The organism is Rathayibacter sp. VKM Ac-2857 (assembly GCF_013205025.1).
Taxonomy (GTDB): Bacteria; Actinomycetota; Actinomycetes; order Actinomycetales; family Microbacteriaceae; genus Rathayibacter.
The window spans coordinates 553,751-567,034 of the sequence record NZ_JABMLE010000002.1; the positions used below are offsets into that span (position 1 = coordinate 553,751).

A 13,284-nucleotide genomic window follows, 5' to 3' on the forward strand; every position below is an offset into this window, starting at 1 on the left:
AGCCCGAAGGCACGCAAAGAAAAAGGCTCCGGCGCAGGAGCGCGGGAGCCTGGGGATCGCGATGAACGCGGAACTAGTCTCTTGCACACCTGCGCGGGCCATTCGCTTCGCGAATCCTTCGTCCGGTGGCGATCCGCGGGGCCTGGGCCCTGCTCGTGCGCACACCGGAAACCGGCGGTCTTTGGCTTCGGGAAGCGTACGACGTGAACGGGCCCGTGCGCAAGTCCGCCGCACACGCGATGCTGGAGGGATGACCGGTCCGTCATCCCCTCCCGACCCCGAGCCCGGCCTGCACCACGACGCCGACAGCGCCGCCGATGCCGCGATCGCCGCCGTCGAGGGCGAGCTGAGCACCCTCTTCAACCGGGTGCGCGACGCGCTGCGCTCCGCGGCCGAGCGCCTGCATCCCGACCTCGGCACCGCGGGTTACCGGACGCTCGCCGCCCTCGAGCGGCGCGGGCCGATGCACGCCGGCGCCCTGGCCGAGCTGCTCGAGACGGACAAGTCGTCGATCAGCCGGCAGATCTCGGCGCTGGACCGTCTCGGTCTGCTGCAGCGCTCCCCCGACCCCGACGACGGGCGCGCGACGATCCTCTCGGTGCCGCCGGAGACGGCCGAGCGGATGCGGGCGATCCGCAGCTCCCGCCAGGCGCTGATGCACGAGGAGCTGCGCCGCTGGGAGGCGGGCGACGTCGAGCTCTTCGCCGTCCTGCTCCGACGCATCACGGCCCTCGACATGCGCGCCGCTACCACCGAGCCCGCCGACGGACAATCGGGCGCGGGCCCCACGCCGACCGCGTAGCGTCCAGCGGGATGGAATCGCTCGCCCCTCCCTCCCTCCCGGACGACGTCGACGGCGCCCTGGCCCTCGCCCGCACCCTCTCCGCCGACCCGCCGCGACCCGGCACCGGCCGCACCGCCGAGCTGCACGACCTGCTCGAGCGCCTCGCCCGGCACGACCTCGGCGTCGCCCGCACGATCGAGCCGCACCTCGACGCGCTCGCGATCTTGGGCGAGGCGGGGCTGAGCGCCCGGGACGTCGGAGTCGACGCCGACGCGGTCTGGGGCGTCTTCGCAGCGGAGGGCGGCGACGAGCCGCTGGTCGCGACTCCCGACGGCGACGCCTGGCGCCTGAACGGCGTGAAGCCCTGGTGCTCGCTGGCCGGCCGCCTCGACGCCGCACTGATCACGGCGCACGTCGGCGACGGCTCCGGCGAGCGCCGCCTCTTCGCGGTGCGCCTCGGCGACGGCACCGCGACGCCGGAGCAGAACGCCTGGCACGCCCGCGGGCTGACCGAGATCCCCAGCGGACCGGTGCGATTCTCCGGCACCCGGGCTCAGGAGGTCGGCGCTCCCGGCTGGTACCTCTCGCGTCCGGGCTTCGCCTGGGGCGGGATCGGCGTGGCCGCCTGCTGGCTCGGCGGGGCCCGGGGGGTCGCCGCGACGCTGGCTCGCGCGGCCGCCCGCCGCGAGGATCCGCATCTGCTCGCGCACCTCGGCGCGGTGGACACGGCACTGTCGGCCGGGCGGCGCGCGCTCGACGAGGCGTCGGCGCTGATCGACGCGGGCGAGGCTGAGGGCGCTCGCGGCGCGCTGCTGGCCGAGCGGGTCCGCGGCACGGTCGCGAGCGCCGTGGAGGAGATCCTGCTGCGCGCCGGTCGCGCCCTCGGGCCGGCACCGCTCGCCCTCGACGCCGAGCACGCCAAGCGGGTCGCCGATCTCGCCCTCTACGTCCGCCAGCACCACGCCGAGCGCGACGACGCGGCGCTCGGGCGCGCGGTCCTCGCCAGCGGCGAGACGGAGGAGTGGTGAGCCGCGTCATCGCGTTCGACGGACACCTCGAGGGCACGCCCGTGGAGCGCTGGCGGGAGGACGGCCGGCTCGACCGGCTGCCGGTCCTGCCGGAGGACGCGCTCCTCGCCGTCGACCGCGTGCTCGTCGTCGTCGCGCACGCCGACGACGAGACGCTCGGCTGCGGCGGCACGATCGCGCTGGCGCGACGCCTCGGCGTCCCCGTCGACGTCGTGATCGTGACCGACGGCGGCGCGGCCCACGGCGCCTCCTCCCCCGGCGCCGCGTCCGCCCTGGTCGCCGAGCGCCGCGCGGAGGCGCGGACGGCGCTCGACGAGCTCGGCGCGGGGATCGGCCTCGCCTTCCTCGACGTGCCCGACTCCGGCACCCCCGAGCACCGCGACCGGATCCTCGCCGAGGTGCTCGCCCGCGCCGCCGCCGACCCCGGCCGGGTCCTCCTCCTCTCCACCTGGACCGGCGACGGCCACCGCGACCACCGCGTCGTCGGCGAGGTCTGCACCGAGGCGGCCGACGCCCTGGGCCACCCGCTGCTCGCCGCGCCGATCTGGCTCTGGCACTGGTCCGAGCCCGACGACGCCGAGGTGCCGTGGCCGGCGCTCGTGCGCGTCGAGGCCGACGACGACCTGCGGGAGCGGAAGGCGCTCGCCCGCGAGCGCTACCCGAGCCAGACCGCGCCAGGACCCGACGGGACGGCCGCGGTGCTCCATCCGCGCTTCGTCCGGGCCTTCGCCGGCGACGACCGCCTGATCCGGGTCCGCTGATGCTGCGCGGGGAGCTAGCGCACGGCGATCCGACCGACAAGTGGCGGAGAGGAGCCGCGATCCTGCCTAGAGTCGGGGAGACGAGCGGGCGCGGCCCCGGCGACGAGGACACGGGGATGAGCTACTTCGACGAGCTGTACGAGCGGCACGAGGACCCCTGGGGGTACACCAGCCGCTGGTACGAGGAGCGCAAGCGCGCCCTCACGCTCGCCAGCCTGCCCGAGCGGCGCTACGGCTCCGTGCTCGAGATCGGCTCGTCGATCGGCGTGCTGGCCGAGGCCCTCGCCGCCCGGGCCGAGCGCCTGCTGGCGATCGACGTCTCCGCGGCCGCGGTGGAGCGGGCCGCCCGGCGGCTGACGCCGCTCCCGCACGTGCGGGTCGAGCACCACGACATCACGCGCGGGGTCCCGGAGGGTCCGTTCGACCTGATCGTGCTCTCGGAGGTCGGCTACTACCTCGGCCGCGAGACGCTCGAGCGCACGCTCCGCGGCGTGCGCGACCGGCTGACCGCGGCGGGCGAGCTGGTCACCGTGCACTGGCGGCACCCCATCGACGGACTCGAGCTCGACGGCGACGCGGTGCAGAGCGCCGTCGCCGGCCTCGGGCTGCGGCGGATCGCCCGGCACGAGGAGGAGGATCTGCTCCTCGAGGTGCACTCGCGCGACGGCCGCTCGGTCGCCCGGCGGACGGGGCTGCTGTGACCCGGATCGAGCACGTGCTCGCGGTCGTGCCGGCGCACGACGAGGAGGAGCGGATCGGCGACGCCGTCGCGTCGGTGCTGCGCAGCGCCGAGCAGCTCGCGCTGGCGCACCCGTCGGTCGTGGTCCGGCTGATCGTCGTGGCCGACGGCTGCACGGACGCGACCGTCGAGCGCGCCCGCGCAGCGGGCGCCGAGGTGCTCGAGCTGGCGCGCTGCGGGGTCGGCGCGGCGCGGGCCGCCGGGATCGCCTACGCCCTCGGCACCGTCTCGGCTCCGGACGACCTGGTCTGGGTCGCCAACACCGACGCCGACACCGTCGTGCCGCAGGACTGGCTGCTCGAGCACGTCGAGCACGCCCGGCTGCACGACGCACTGGTCGGCACGGTGCGGCCGGACCCCGCGGACCTCTCCCCCGAGATGTACCGGCGCTGGCGCCGCACCCGCGAGCGCGAGGAGTCGATCGGCAGCATCCACGGCGCGAACCTCGGCGTGCGCGCGAGCGCCTACCTGGCTGCCGGCGGCTTCGGCGGCGAGCCGCTGCACGAGGACGTCCTGCTGGTGGAGCGCCTGCACGCCGCGGGCGCCCGGGTCGGAGCGACCGACCGCGGCGAGGTGACCACCTCCGGTCGCCGCCGCAACCGCGTGGACGGCGGCTACGGACCGTATCTGCACGACCGGTTCGCGGCCGCTCCGGTGCACTGACGCTCCTCCGAGCGCGCCGACCTCTGCTACAACGCGCGGGCGCAAGCAGATCTGCGAGGCGGTTGTCAACGGTCCGGCCCTGAATTGTCACGGCATCCGCAGGAGAGTGGAATGGGGGCCGAGCACGACCCTGTGCTCTCTCCGATGGAAGGGTCACCGCATGAATCCCCGCCTCGTCCTGCTGGCGCTCGTCGCCCTCGCCGCGTACGTCTTCGGCGCCCGCGCCGGTCGCGGACGCTACGAAGAGCTCCGCCATCTCGCACTCGGTGTGTGGAACGACCCCGCCACGAAGAAGACGCGCAAGAAGCTCAAGAAGACCTCGAAGCGCGAGGCGAAGCACTTCTCCGCGGTCGCCGACAAGGCCCGCGCGAAGGTGCAGCGCTCACTCCGCTGATCGGCAACAACTGCAAGGACGCCTTCACGACAGGCGTTGACGCTCGCATCGGAACGGCCGGTCGAGCACTCTACGAAGGAGACACATCATGGGCATCATCGGTTGGATCGTTCTCGGCCTCATCGCCGGCGCACTCGCAAAGCTCATCCTCCCCGGCAAGCAGGGCGGCGGATGGATCATCACTATCATCCTCGGCATCGTCGGAGCCCTCCTCGGAGGATTCATCGGCGGCGCGCTCTTCGGGCGCGACGACCCGATGGGCTTCAACCTCGTCAGCATCATCCTCGCCGTCGTCGGCGCGATCATCGTGCTGCTGATCTACGGCGCGATCACCGGCCGCAAGTCCCGCGCGTAGTCACGCGACCCTCGAAGGCCCCCGGCATCCGTGCCGGGGGCCTTCGTCGTTCCCTGCGGGCGTGACGGCGCGGGACGACCGCCGATGTTCGCGGGCCGCGCAAGGCCTTGCACCTGGGAGGCCCCGGGGCGTGGACTGTACTTCGGCCGCATGCTCTCCGATGCGGTCGATCCCCGGACGAAAGGACGCTCGAGTATGAGCACGGACGCGAACACGGTCCCCACGATCACCCTCAACAACGGAGTCGAGATCCCGCAGCTGGGCTTCGGTGTCTTCCAGATCGACCCCGCCGAGACCAAGGACGCGACGCTCGCCGCCCTCGAGGTCGGCTACCGCCACATCGACACCGCCGAGATGTACGGCAACGAGGCCGGCGTCGGCGAGGCCGTGCGCGCCTCCGGCCTCGACCGCTCCGAGGTGTTCGTCACCTCGAAGCTGAACAACGGCTTCCACGCCCGCGAGGACGCGCTACAGGCGATCGACGACACCCTCGCCGAGCTGAAGTTCGACTACGTCGACCTCTTCCTCATCCACTGGCCGCTGCCGAAGGTCGGCGACTACCTGGAGACCTGGAAGGCGATGGAGGAGATCTACCGCAGCGGCAAGGCGAAGGCGATCGGCGTCTCCAACTTCCAGACCAACCACCTCAACCGGCTCCGCGCCGAGGCGACGATCGTCCCGGCCGTGAACCAGATCGAGGTGCACCCCTTCCTCACCCAGGACGAGCTCCGCGCCTACGGCGTCGAGCACGGCATCGCGACCGAGGCCTGGTCGCCGATCGCGCAGGGCAAGGTCCTGGACGACGAGGCGATCGTCCGCATCGCGAGCAGCGTCGACCGCTCCCCCGCGCAGGTCGTCCTGCGCTGGCACATCCAGCGCGGCGACATCGTCTTCCCGAAGTCGGTCACCCGCAAGCGCGTGGAGGAGAACTTCGCCCTCTTCGACTTCGAGCTGGACGACGAGTCGATGACCGCGATCTCCGCGCTCAACCGCGACGAGCGCACCGGCCCGAACCCGGACGAGTTCAACTACATCCCGAGCTGACCCTCGGCGCCTGAGCCGGTACCTCCGGCTCGCCCTCACGCCTCCGGCTCGCGGGATCCTCGGATCCCCGCGAGCCGGAGGCGTTTCTGCGTGCCGGGCGTTGGTGGCTACTGCGAGTCGCGCCAGGAGTGCTCGGGGGCGTAGCCGAGGACCTCGCGGGCGTGGTCGATCGAGAGCAGCGTGTCGTTCACGCCGAGCTCGCCGCGCAGCTCGACGCCGGGGAAGACCTCGGCGACCAGCTCGTCGTTCGGGCGGGTCATCACGGTGTCGGCCGCCGCGATGATGAAGCGGTCGAAGCCGGGCTCGCGGTGCGCGAGGGCCTTCTCGACCGCCTGGGCGCCGTCGCGGCCGTCGATGTAGCCCCAGAGGTTCCACTTGCGCAGCGTCGCGTCCGCGTCGAAGGACGGGAACTCGGCGTAGTCCTCCTCGTTCATCACGTTGGAGAAGCGCAGGCCGATGATCGTGAGGTCCTCGTGCCAGCGGCAGAGCTCGATCGCCAGCTGCTCCTCGAGGTGCTTGGTGAGCGAGTAGACCGACTCCGGGCGGGCCGGGTACTTCTCGTCGACCGGGATGTAGGGCGGCGGCACGTCGAACGGCAGGCCGAGCACGGTCTCGCTGGACGCGTAGACGATGCTGCGGATGCCCGCACGGATCGCCGCGTGGAAGACGTTGAAGGTCGACGACATGTTGTTCTGGAAGGTCGCGATGTCCGGGACGATGCCCGGCGCCGGGACGGCCGCGAGGTGCACGACCGCGTCGATCCCCTCGTAGCGGTCGCCCACGGCCTGCAGGGCGTCGACGACCTGCCCGTAGTCGGTGATGTCGATGCTGATGACGCCCTCGCCGCGGGTTCCCGCGCGGTCGAGGACGAAGACGTCGTGGCCGGACTCGCGGAGGCGGGTGACGACGCTGCGGCCGAGTTTCCCGGATCCACCGGTGACTGCGATTCTCATGCCTCGAACGCTAACGGGCCCGAGGCCTGCGGACGAGGGGCTGGCGGATCAGCCCGCGACGTGGAGGGAGATGCCGCCGCCGACCTCGGGCGTGGTCTCGTCGGCGACGAGCTCGGTCCAGCGGCGCAGCACGGCGGCGCCGGCCTCGTCGTTGATCGCGCCGTCGACCACCAGGATCGGGTACGGCTTGTCCGGAACGCCCTCCGCGGGGCGGACGTCCACGTGGGCGACGTCGTAGGCGTGCTCGGAGAGCCAGTCGGCCATCGCGTAGTCGCTGCGGGAGTCGCCGACCGTGCGCCAGCGCTGCGGGATCGGGCCGGTGGCGCCGAGCAGCTCGACGGCGCGCTGGGCGCCGAGGTCCTTGCCGAGGCGGTTCGACTCGATGTCGGTGGAGATCACGGTCGGGTCGATGCGGTACTCGACGGCGCCGGTGTCGTTCGGGTAGCGGATGCCGCGGCGCTCGACACCGAGGCCGGCCGCGGTCATGATCTGCAGGGCGTCGGCGTCGAAGACGAGCTGGCGCTCGAGGTAGTCCTCACTCGAGAGGTCGACGAGCTGCTCCGCCGAGACCATCGCGCGCTTGGTCTCGTCGAAGAAGACCAGGTCGTCGTAGTCCTCGCGGATCATCCGCTCGAGGTCGCGGGCGACCGCCTCCGGGATCGCGAGCGACTCGTCGACGATCGGCTCGGAGGTGCCGCGGTAGTCGACGGTGAACCAGACGGCGCCCTTCTCGCAGACGCAGACGATGCGCGCATCGGCCGAGACGCCGCGCTCGAGCAGCGCCGGCAGCACGCGCTCACGCAGGAACGCGTCGGAGCGGCCGGTGTTGAAGACGAGCGGGATGCCCGCGTTCGCGAGGGTGACGAGGTCGTCGGCGATCGAGTCAATGGCGATCGTGCGGCTGATCGGGCTGGCGATCGGCCCGTCGACGTCGAGGAGCAGGCCGAGCGGAGGTGTGGAGGTCATCGGGTCCATTCTGCCGTGCGCGCGCGTCCGGCCGTCCCCGCGAGATGCCACTTGTGCACGCCTTTCACGGCGTGTCGCGTGCACAAGTGGCATCTCGCGGAGGGGAGGAGGTCAGTCCGTGGGGAGGACGAGGGTGCGTTGCGTGAGGGTGCCGTCGGGGGACTCGACGGCGAGGGTGATCAGGGTCTCGGCGTCGCGGCAGGGGACGGAGAGGGCGGTGTAGCCGGTCGCGGAGAGGTCGACGGGGTCGCCGGCCCGGGCGTCGGTCGTGCCGACGGCGAGGCGGGCGGTGACGCCGCCCTCGGTCTGCCAGGAGAGCGCGACGGGGACGGAGGCGGTGCGGTCGCCGGCGCAGTCGATCGTCGCGGGCGAGGCGGTGAAGGAGACGACGGCGGGCGCGGCGGCGGTGCCGGGAGCGGCGGTGACGACGACGCCCTCGGTCGGGGAGGTCTCCGCGGGGGCATCGGTGGCCGTCGGTTCCGTCGCGGTCTCCGTGGACTCGGCCTCGGTGGGCGCGGTCGACGGGGCGGCGGCGGCCGAGGCGGAGGGGGCGACCGGGGTGGAGGTCGGGGCTCCGGCGCCGTCGGCGGGGCGGACGAGGAGGACGATCGCGACGATCACGGCGACGAGGCCGAGGACGGCCAGGACGATCCCGAGGGTGCGGGCGGTACGGGGCGGCATCGGGACTCCTCGATGGTGCGGGTGCGGTGGTGCGGCGGTGCGGAAGTGCGGCGTTGCGGAGGTGCGGTCGTGCGGCGTTGCGGTCGTGCGGCGTTGGGGTCGTGCGGGGAGAGCAGGGCGGGAGGGCCGGCGGATCGTGCTCGCCGGCCCTCCCGCGGCGGAGGCTACGCCTCCTCGACCTCGCGGCGGCTGCGGGCGATCAGCAGGGCGCCGAGACCGAGCACGACAGCACCTCCCGAGAGCAGCAGCCAGGGGCCGGTCTCGACGCCGGTCGACGCGAGGCCGCCGGTGCCGGGCGTCGCGACGGGAGCCGCGGTCGCCGTGGCGGTGGGCTCCGGAGCCGAGGTGGGCGCGGCCGTCGGCGTGGCGGTCGCGGTCGGCTCCGGCGTCGCGGAGGGCTCCGGAGTCGCGGTCGGCTCCGGGGTCACCGTCGGCTCAGGAGTCGCGGTCGGCTCCGGCGTCGCCGTCGGCTCAGGCGTGGCCGTGGGCTCGGGAGTCGCAGTCGGCTCAGGAGTCGCGGTCGGCGTCGCCGTCGGCTCCGGCGTCCCCGGCAGCTCGACGGCCGCGCCCTCGGGCGCCACGGCGAGCAGTGCCCGGGCGACGTCGCTGAACGCGCCGACCGGGTGGTTGCGGAAGACCGGCGAGGTGCCGAAGAGGAAGCCCTCGGTGCCCGACTCCGTCGCGAACGAGACGGCCGAGGCCTGCCCGGCCGCGTCGCTCCGGGACTGCCCCTCGGCAGCGACCCAGTGCCCGGCGACGAAGGTGTCCTCGGCGGCATAGCTCTGCTCCACCGTCACGGACTCGTCGAAGCCCTCGAACCACAGCGCGGGCGAGACGAAGGCGGTGTCCTGCGGGTAGTCGCCCAGGATCCCGTCGGCCGGTGTCTCGACCGAGACGATGCCGTTGGAGCCACTGGTGCCGGTCTGAGCGGTCAGCGTCGCGAGGCCGAAGTCGGTCGCGAAGGCCGCTCCCGCTCCGCCGCGGCCGACCACGTCGCCGCCCGCCGCGAGGAACTCCTCGACGGCGGTGCGGCCCGCGGCCTGCTCCGGGGTGAAGGACAGCGCGCGGCCGAGGAGCAGCACGTCGGCGTCGGTCAGGACGGTCTCGCCCGAGGCGAGCGTGTCCGCGGTGACGGCGACCGCGTCGGCGAAGCCGAGCTTGGCCAGCGCGTCGCGGTCCTCGTGCGAGCCGGAGTAGGCGACGCGGACGGCGGAGAGCGCGGTGCCGTCCTCGTCCTCGATCCGCTCGGCCGTGGTGGCCGTGAAGTCGACGCCGAACTCGGCGGCGGCGGCCTTCGCGGCGGCGAGGCCGTCGGCGTCGGCGCGGAGGGCGATCGTGCCGTCGGCGAACTGCTCGAGCGCGATGCCGGCGCCCAGGAGCGCGTTCACCGCCTGGTACTCGAGCACGCCGCGCGGCTCGAAGGCGACGTAGTCGGCGTCGGCGGGGACGCTGCCGCTCGGGGCGACGGCGGTGACGGGCTCGAGCTCGACGGCGGGCATCGGGTCGAGCGTCGATCCGACCGGGACCACGTCGGCGCCCCAGAGCAGCGAGAGGCTCCAGGCCGAGACGTCGTACATCTCGGGCACGCGGTCGGAGATGTCGGTTCCGTCGGCGAGCAGCACGTTCGCGAGGCCGCGGACGGGCTGGTGCATGTCGACGACGTAGGAGCCCGCGGCGTAGGTCGTTCCGCCCGCGGTCATCGCCGTGGTGGTGCGGTCGACCTCGACGCCGTGCGCGAGCAGCTGCGCGACGAGGGTCTCGGCGTCGGAGGAGGAGCGCTGCGCGTCACCGGCGGGGATGACGTAGGCGCGGGGGTACTCGGTCGTGTAGACGTCGGTCTCGTCCCAGATCTCGGTCCACTCGGTCGGCGTGCCGGCCGGCAGGTCGGACGCGGCGACGTCGGCGGGGATCTCGACGGCCGGGGCGCCGGTGACGCCGCGCTCGAAGATCTGCACCTGGTTGCTCAGCAGGGCGTCGCGGTTGGCCTCGATGTAGTCGACCGAGGCGTCCATGACGATCCCGGCGACCTCGATGTCGATGTCGGCGTTGGCCTGGCCCTCGGCGATCTCCTCGGGCGTCTCGTTCGCCGTGCGGCCCAGCGGCAGCTCGACCGTGTTGGTGATCGCGCCCTGGAAGGCGACGTACTGCGGCGCGAAGATCGGAGGCCAGTCGTCCCAGCCCGCACGGATGTCGCGGTAGGGGATCAGGATCTGGCCGGTGTTCTCGGTCGTGACGCTGCCGTCGGCCGCCTTGTAGGTGTTGCCGGGCACGTCCGCCTCGACGACGCGGCGCTCGATCTCGAGCGCGGTCGCGTAGGCGTGCGGCAGGAACAGGTCGTACTCGTAGTTCTCGCCGTGCGGCGGGCCGCAGGGCTCGACCTGGAGGATGCCGGTGTAGCCGTGGATGTCGATGAAGTAGGTCGGCTGCAGGACGCTGGAGAGGTCGCGGATGACGGCCGCCTCGTTGGTCGCGCCCGTGATCATGTCGCGGTTGGGGTCGTAGCCGGCCGCGACGGCGCGCTGGCCGAGGGCCCGGCCGTCGGGGTTGTTGGTGACCGTGAAGTAGAGGCGGTTGCCCTCCAGGAGCGCCTCGGTCTCGGCGTCCTCGGCGGTGGCGACCTTCTCGATGTAGTTCAGGATCGCGTCGGATCCCTCCCACTCGTTGCCGTGGATGTTGCCGTTGAACCAGGTCGGCACCTTGTACTCGGCCATCAGCTCGGCGTCGGCGGCGGCCGCCTCCGGCTCGTTCTTCAGGCGGTCGCGCCACTCGGCCTGCTGCGCGGTCTCGGCGGCGGACTCGGGAGCGGTGACGGTGACCAGGTAGATGTCGCGGCCGAGGCCGGACTTCCCGACCACCTGGGTCGAGACGCGGTCGGAGCGGGCGGCGAGGTCGTTCAGCGCCGGGGCGATCCGGTCGTACGGCGTGACGCCGCGGGTCAGCGAGGCGTCGGTCGGGTCGACCGCGACCTCGGTGAGGGCTTCCCGGTAGGGGTAGCTCGCGGGCTCGGTGATCGGCGCCGAGGCGGGGCGGACGAGGTCCACCCGCTCGAAGGCGGAGGTCGCGGTCGGAGTCGCGGTGGTCGCTGTCGCGGCGGGCGCGATCAGCAGACCGCCGGCGGCGAGCGCGAGGGCTGCGCAGCCGGAGGTCAGGGCGGTGCGTGTTCTCAATCGGAGATCTTTCGTGTCGGAGGTCGGCGCGGACGAGGCTCCGCGCTCGCTCCTGCGTCATCGACCTCGGAGCAACGTGTGAACCCTCTCAGGAACCTAGGCCACCCGTGTTTCCGGCACGTGTCACGCCCGGCCCCCTCCACGAGATGCCACTTGTGCACGCTTTTCACGGCGTGTCGCGTGCACAAGTGGCATCTCGCGGCGGGGAGCAGCGGGGGTCAGCCGAGGAAGAGGGAGAGGAGGAGGACCATGCCGAGGGCGAGGACGGAGGCGAGGGAGACGCCGACCGTCACCGACTTGAGGGCGCCGCGGACCGACTGGCCGAGGAAGCTCTGCAGCAGCCAGAAGGTGTTCGAGGTGACGTGGATGCAGAACAGCGCGCCGGAGCCGGCGGCCAGCGCGATCAGCAGCGGGTCGAGACCGAGGGTCGCGGCGACGGGGGCCACGACGCCCGCCGCGGTGATCGCCGAGAGGGTCACCGAGCCGACGGCGATGTGCAGCACGGCCGCCATCACCCAGACCAGCAGCAGCGGCGCCGAGGCGTTCGCCGAGAAGTAGCCCTTGAGCACCTCGCCGAGGTCGCCCTCCGCGATGACCGCGGCGAGCGCCCCGCCGACGCCGGTGAGCAGGAAGATCTGGCCGCCGTCCTGGAAGCCCTTCGCGACCGCCTTCTCCATCCGCGCCGTGCCGGCGACCGAGCGGCCGACGAGTCCGGTGGCGATCACGGCGAGCAGCAGCGCGATCACCGGGTTGCCCAGGAACTGCAGCACCGGCACCTCCGCGCCCGCGACCGAGAGCACGGCCTGCGCGGCGATGAGCAGCAGGGCGAGGAGCATCGGGGCGAACAGCAGGAGCAGCGGGCGCTCGCGCGGGGCGTCGGCGGTGAGCGCGCCGGCGGAGTCGCGTCCACCGTCCGTCCCGCGCCCGCCGCCGTCCGACGAGCCTCCCGCGGACCGCGCGGACCCCGCCGCGCCCGACCCGCCGGCCCCCTCGCCCTCCGCCCGCTCCCCCGCCGGCACCGTCGCGAGCCCGGCCGTCTCGTCGCGGACGACGAGCTGCTCGTCGCGCGCCGGGTCCCAGAAGCCCATCCGGAAGGCGAGCGACATCAGCAGGATCGTGAGGACGACGGTCGGCGCGACCACGGCGAATCCGCCCAGCATCATCACGCCGAGCGGCACGCCGAGCAGCCCCGCGAGCGCCACGGCCGCGAAGCCCGGCACCATCATCACGATGCCCATCTCGAGGCCGACGGCGAAGGTGACCGCGATGATGCCGGTGCCGTTCCGGCCGAGCCGCGGCGCGATCCTCCGGGCGAGCGGCGCCGCGATGACGATCAGGGCGTCGACGAAGATCGTCTGCAGGTAGGTGGCGAAGGACAGCCCCAGCGCATACGGGATGCCGCGCTTGCCGAAGACGCGCAGCAGCCCCTCGACCAGGCGCACGACCGCGCCCATCTCGTTGAGCATCGCGCCGATCAGCACGCCCCAGCCGATCAGGAGGCCCGCCTCCATCATCACCTCGCCGAAGCCGCGGGTCATCGTCGAGACGGTGTCGACGGGACCGAGTCCGGTCAGCAGGCCGATGGCCGCGGCGCCCACGGCGAGCGCGAGCACCGGATTGAAGCGGTAGCGGACGATCGCGACGACGACCACGATGATGACCAGGGCGACGACGCCGAGGGTGTACCACTCCGGCATGACGCCTCCTCCGCCCGCGGCGGCGCGGGCTCTCACACCCTAGGGGCGCGGA

13 protein-coding genes are annotated in these 13,284 nt (G+C 73.2%); 8 read left to right on the forward strand and 5 right to left on the reverse strand.

The genetic code is table 11. The annotated features are described in order from the left end of the window. The first annotated feature begins 250 nt into the window (after positions 1–250). From HQQ86_RS09895 to HQQ86_RS09930, 8 genes are all read left to right on the forward strand, one after another. Entirely contained in the window at positions 251–802 is a 552-nt protein-coding gene (locus HQQ86_RS09895; protein ID WP_173287942.1) for a MarR family winged helix-turn-helix transcriptional regulator, read from the forward strand. 11 nt (positions 803–813) lie between these two features. Next, entirely contained in the window at positions 814–1,812 is a 999-nt protein-coding gene (locus tag HQQ86_RS09900) for an acyl-CoA dehydrogenase family protein (RefSeq protein WP_173287943.1), read from the forward strand. Continuing rightward, positions 1,809–2,573 carry a PIG-L deacetylase family protein gene (locus tag HQQ86_RS09905; RefSeq protein ID WP_173287944.1) on the forward strand — a complete coding sequence of 255 codons (765 nt, stop codon included), beginning with the start codon at positions 1,809–1,811 and terminating at the stop codon, positions 2,571–2,573. Before HQQ86_RS09900 ends, HQQ86_RS09905 begins: the two co-directional genes overlap by 4 nt. Positions 2,574–2,689: 116 nt before the next feature. Beyond that, a complete protein-coding gene (locus HQQ86_RS09910) occupies positions 2,690–3,274 on the forward strand; it encodes an SAM-dependent methyltransferase (RefSeq protein ID WP_173287945.1) in 585 nt (194 codons plus the stop codon). Next, positions 3,271–3,975 carry a glycosyltransferase family 2 protein gene (locus HQQ86_RS09915; RefSeq protein ID WP_173287946.1) on the forward strand — a complete coding sequence of 235 codons (705 nt, stop codon included), beginning with the start codon at positions 3,271–3,273 and terminating at the stop codon, positions 3,973–3,975. The genes HQQ86_RS09910 and HQQ86_RS09915 overlap by 4 nt, the downstream gene beginning before the upstream one ends. Before the next feature lie 160 nt (positions 3,976–4,135). Continuing rightward, positions 4,136–4,369: a hypothetical protein gene (locus HQQ86_RS09920; RefSeq protein WP_159984028.1), complete on the forward strand. Its 234-nt coding sequence runs from the start codon at positions 4,136–4,138 to the stop codon at positions 4,367–4,369. Between the two features lie 88 nt (positions 4,370–4,457). Then, positions 4,458–4,724, forward strand: coding sequence for a GlsB/YeaQ/YmgE family stress response membrane protein (locus HQQ86_RS09925; RefSeq protein WP_056041656.1), 267 nt, complete (start codon positions 4,458–4,460; stop codon positions 4,722–4,724). Positions 4,725–4,919: 195 nt separating this feature from the next. Then, entirely contained in the window at positions 4,920–5,768 is an 849-nt protein-coding gene (locus tag HQQ86_RS09930; RefSeq protein ID WP_173251600.1) for an aldo/keto reductase, read from the forward strand. A gap of 107 nt (positions 5,769–5,875) precedes the next feature. Here the strand turns inward: HQQ86_RS09930 and HQQ86_RS09935 are convergent, their stop codons facing one another. The 5 genes from HQQ86_RS09935 to HQQ86_RS09960 all read right to left on the reverse strand — a co-directional run bounded on the left by HQQ86_RS09935 (position 5,876) and on the right by HQQ86_RS09960 (position 13,232). Then, on the reverse strand, positions 5,876–6,721 hold the full coding sequence (locus tag HQQ86_RS09935) for an NAD(P)-dependent oxidoreductase (protein ID WP_123447800.1): 846 nt from the start codon (positions 6,719–6,721) through the stop codon (positions 5,876–5,878). 48 nt (positions 6,722–6,769) lie between these two features. After that, a complete protein-coding gene (locus HQQ86_RS09940; RefSeq protein ID WP_173287947.1) occupies positions 6,770–7,687 on the reverse strand; it encodes a hypothetical protein in 918 nt (305 codons plus the stop codon). A 111-nt stretch (positions 7,688–7,798) separates the two neighbouring features. Beyond that, the gene (locus HQQ86_RS09945; protein WP_173287948.1) at positions 7,799–8,368 is read right to left on the reverse strand and encodes a hypothetical protein; all 570 of its coding nucleotides are present in this window, start codon (positions 8,366–8,368) and stop codon (positions 7,799–7,801) included. 164 nt (positions 8,369–8,532) lie between these two features. Continuing rightward, positions 8,533–11,535 carry a M14 family zinc carboxypeptidase gene (locus HQQ86_RS20920; RefSeq protein ID WP_216845296.1) on the reverse strand — a complete coding sequence of 1,001 codons (3,003 nt, stop codon included), beginning with the start codon at positions 11,533–11,535 and terminating at the stop codon, positions 8,533–8,535. 218 nt (positions 11,536–11,753) lie between these two features. Next, positions 11,754–13,232: a GntP family permease gene (locus tag HQQ86_RS09960; protein ID WP_173287949.1), complete on the reverse strand. Its 1,479-nt coding sequence runs from the start codon at positions 13,230–13,232 to the stop codon at positions 11,754–11,756. Positions 13,233–13,284 lie beyond the last annotated feature (52 nt).

What these genes read in the sequence shown, in the direction of transcription:
- HQQ86_RS09895 (WP_173287942.1), top strand. Translation starts at nt 251, where the DNA reads ATGACCGGTCCGTCATCCCCTCCCGACCCCGAGCCCGGCCTGCACCAC.
- HQQ86_RS09900 (WP_173287943.1), top strand. Translation starts at nt 814, where the DNA reads ATGGAATCGCTCGCCCCTCCCTCCCTCCCGGACGACGTCGACGGCGCC.
- HQQ86_RS09910 (WP_173287945.1), top strand. Translation starts at nt 2,690, where the DNA reads ATGAGCTACTTCGACGAGCTGTACGAGCGGCACGAGGACCCCTGGGGG.
- HQQ86_RS09920 (WP_159984028.1), top strand. Translation starts at nt 4,136, where the DNA reads ATGAATCCCCGCCTCGTCCTGCTGGCGCTCGTCGCCCTCGCCGCGTAC.
- HQQ86_RS09925 (WP_056041656.1), top strand. Translation starts at nt 4,458, where the DNA reads ATGGGCATCATCGGTTGGATCGTTCTCGGCCTCATCGCCGGCGCACTC.
- HQQ86_RS09930 (WP_173251600.1), top strand. Translation starts at nt 4,920, where the DNA reads ATGAGCACGGACGCGAACACGGTCCCCACGATCACCCTCAACAACGGA.
- HQQ86_RS09935 (WP_123447800.1), bottom strand. Translation starts at nt 6,721, where the DNA reads ATGAGAATCGCAGTCACCGGTGGATCCGGGAAACTCGGCCGCAGCGTC.
- HQQ86_RS09940 (WP_173287947.1), bottom strand. Translation starts at nt 7,687, where the DNA reads ATGACCTCCACACCTCCGCTCGGCCTGCTCCTCGACGTCGACGGGCCG.
- HQQ86_RS09945 (WP_173287948.1), bottom strand. Translation starts at nt 8,368, where the DNA reads ATGCCGCCCCGTACCGCCCGCACCCTCGGGATCGTCCTGGCCGTCCTC.
- HQQ86_RS09960 (WP_173287949.1), bottom strand. Translation starts at nt 13,232, where the DNA reads ATGCCGGAGTGGTACACCCTCGGCGTCGTCGCCCTGGTCATCATCGTG.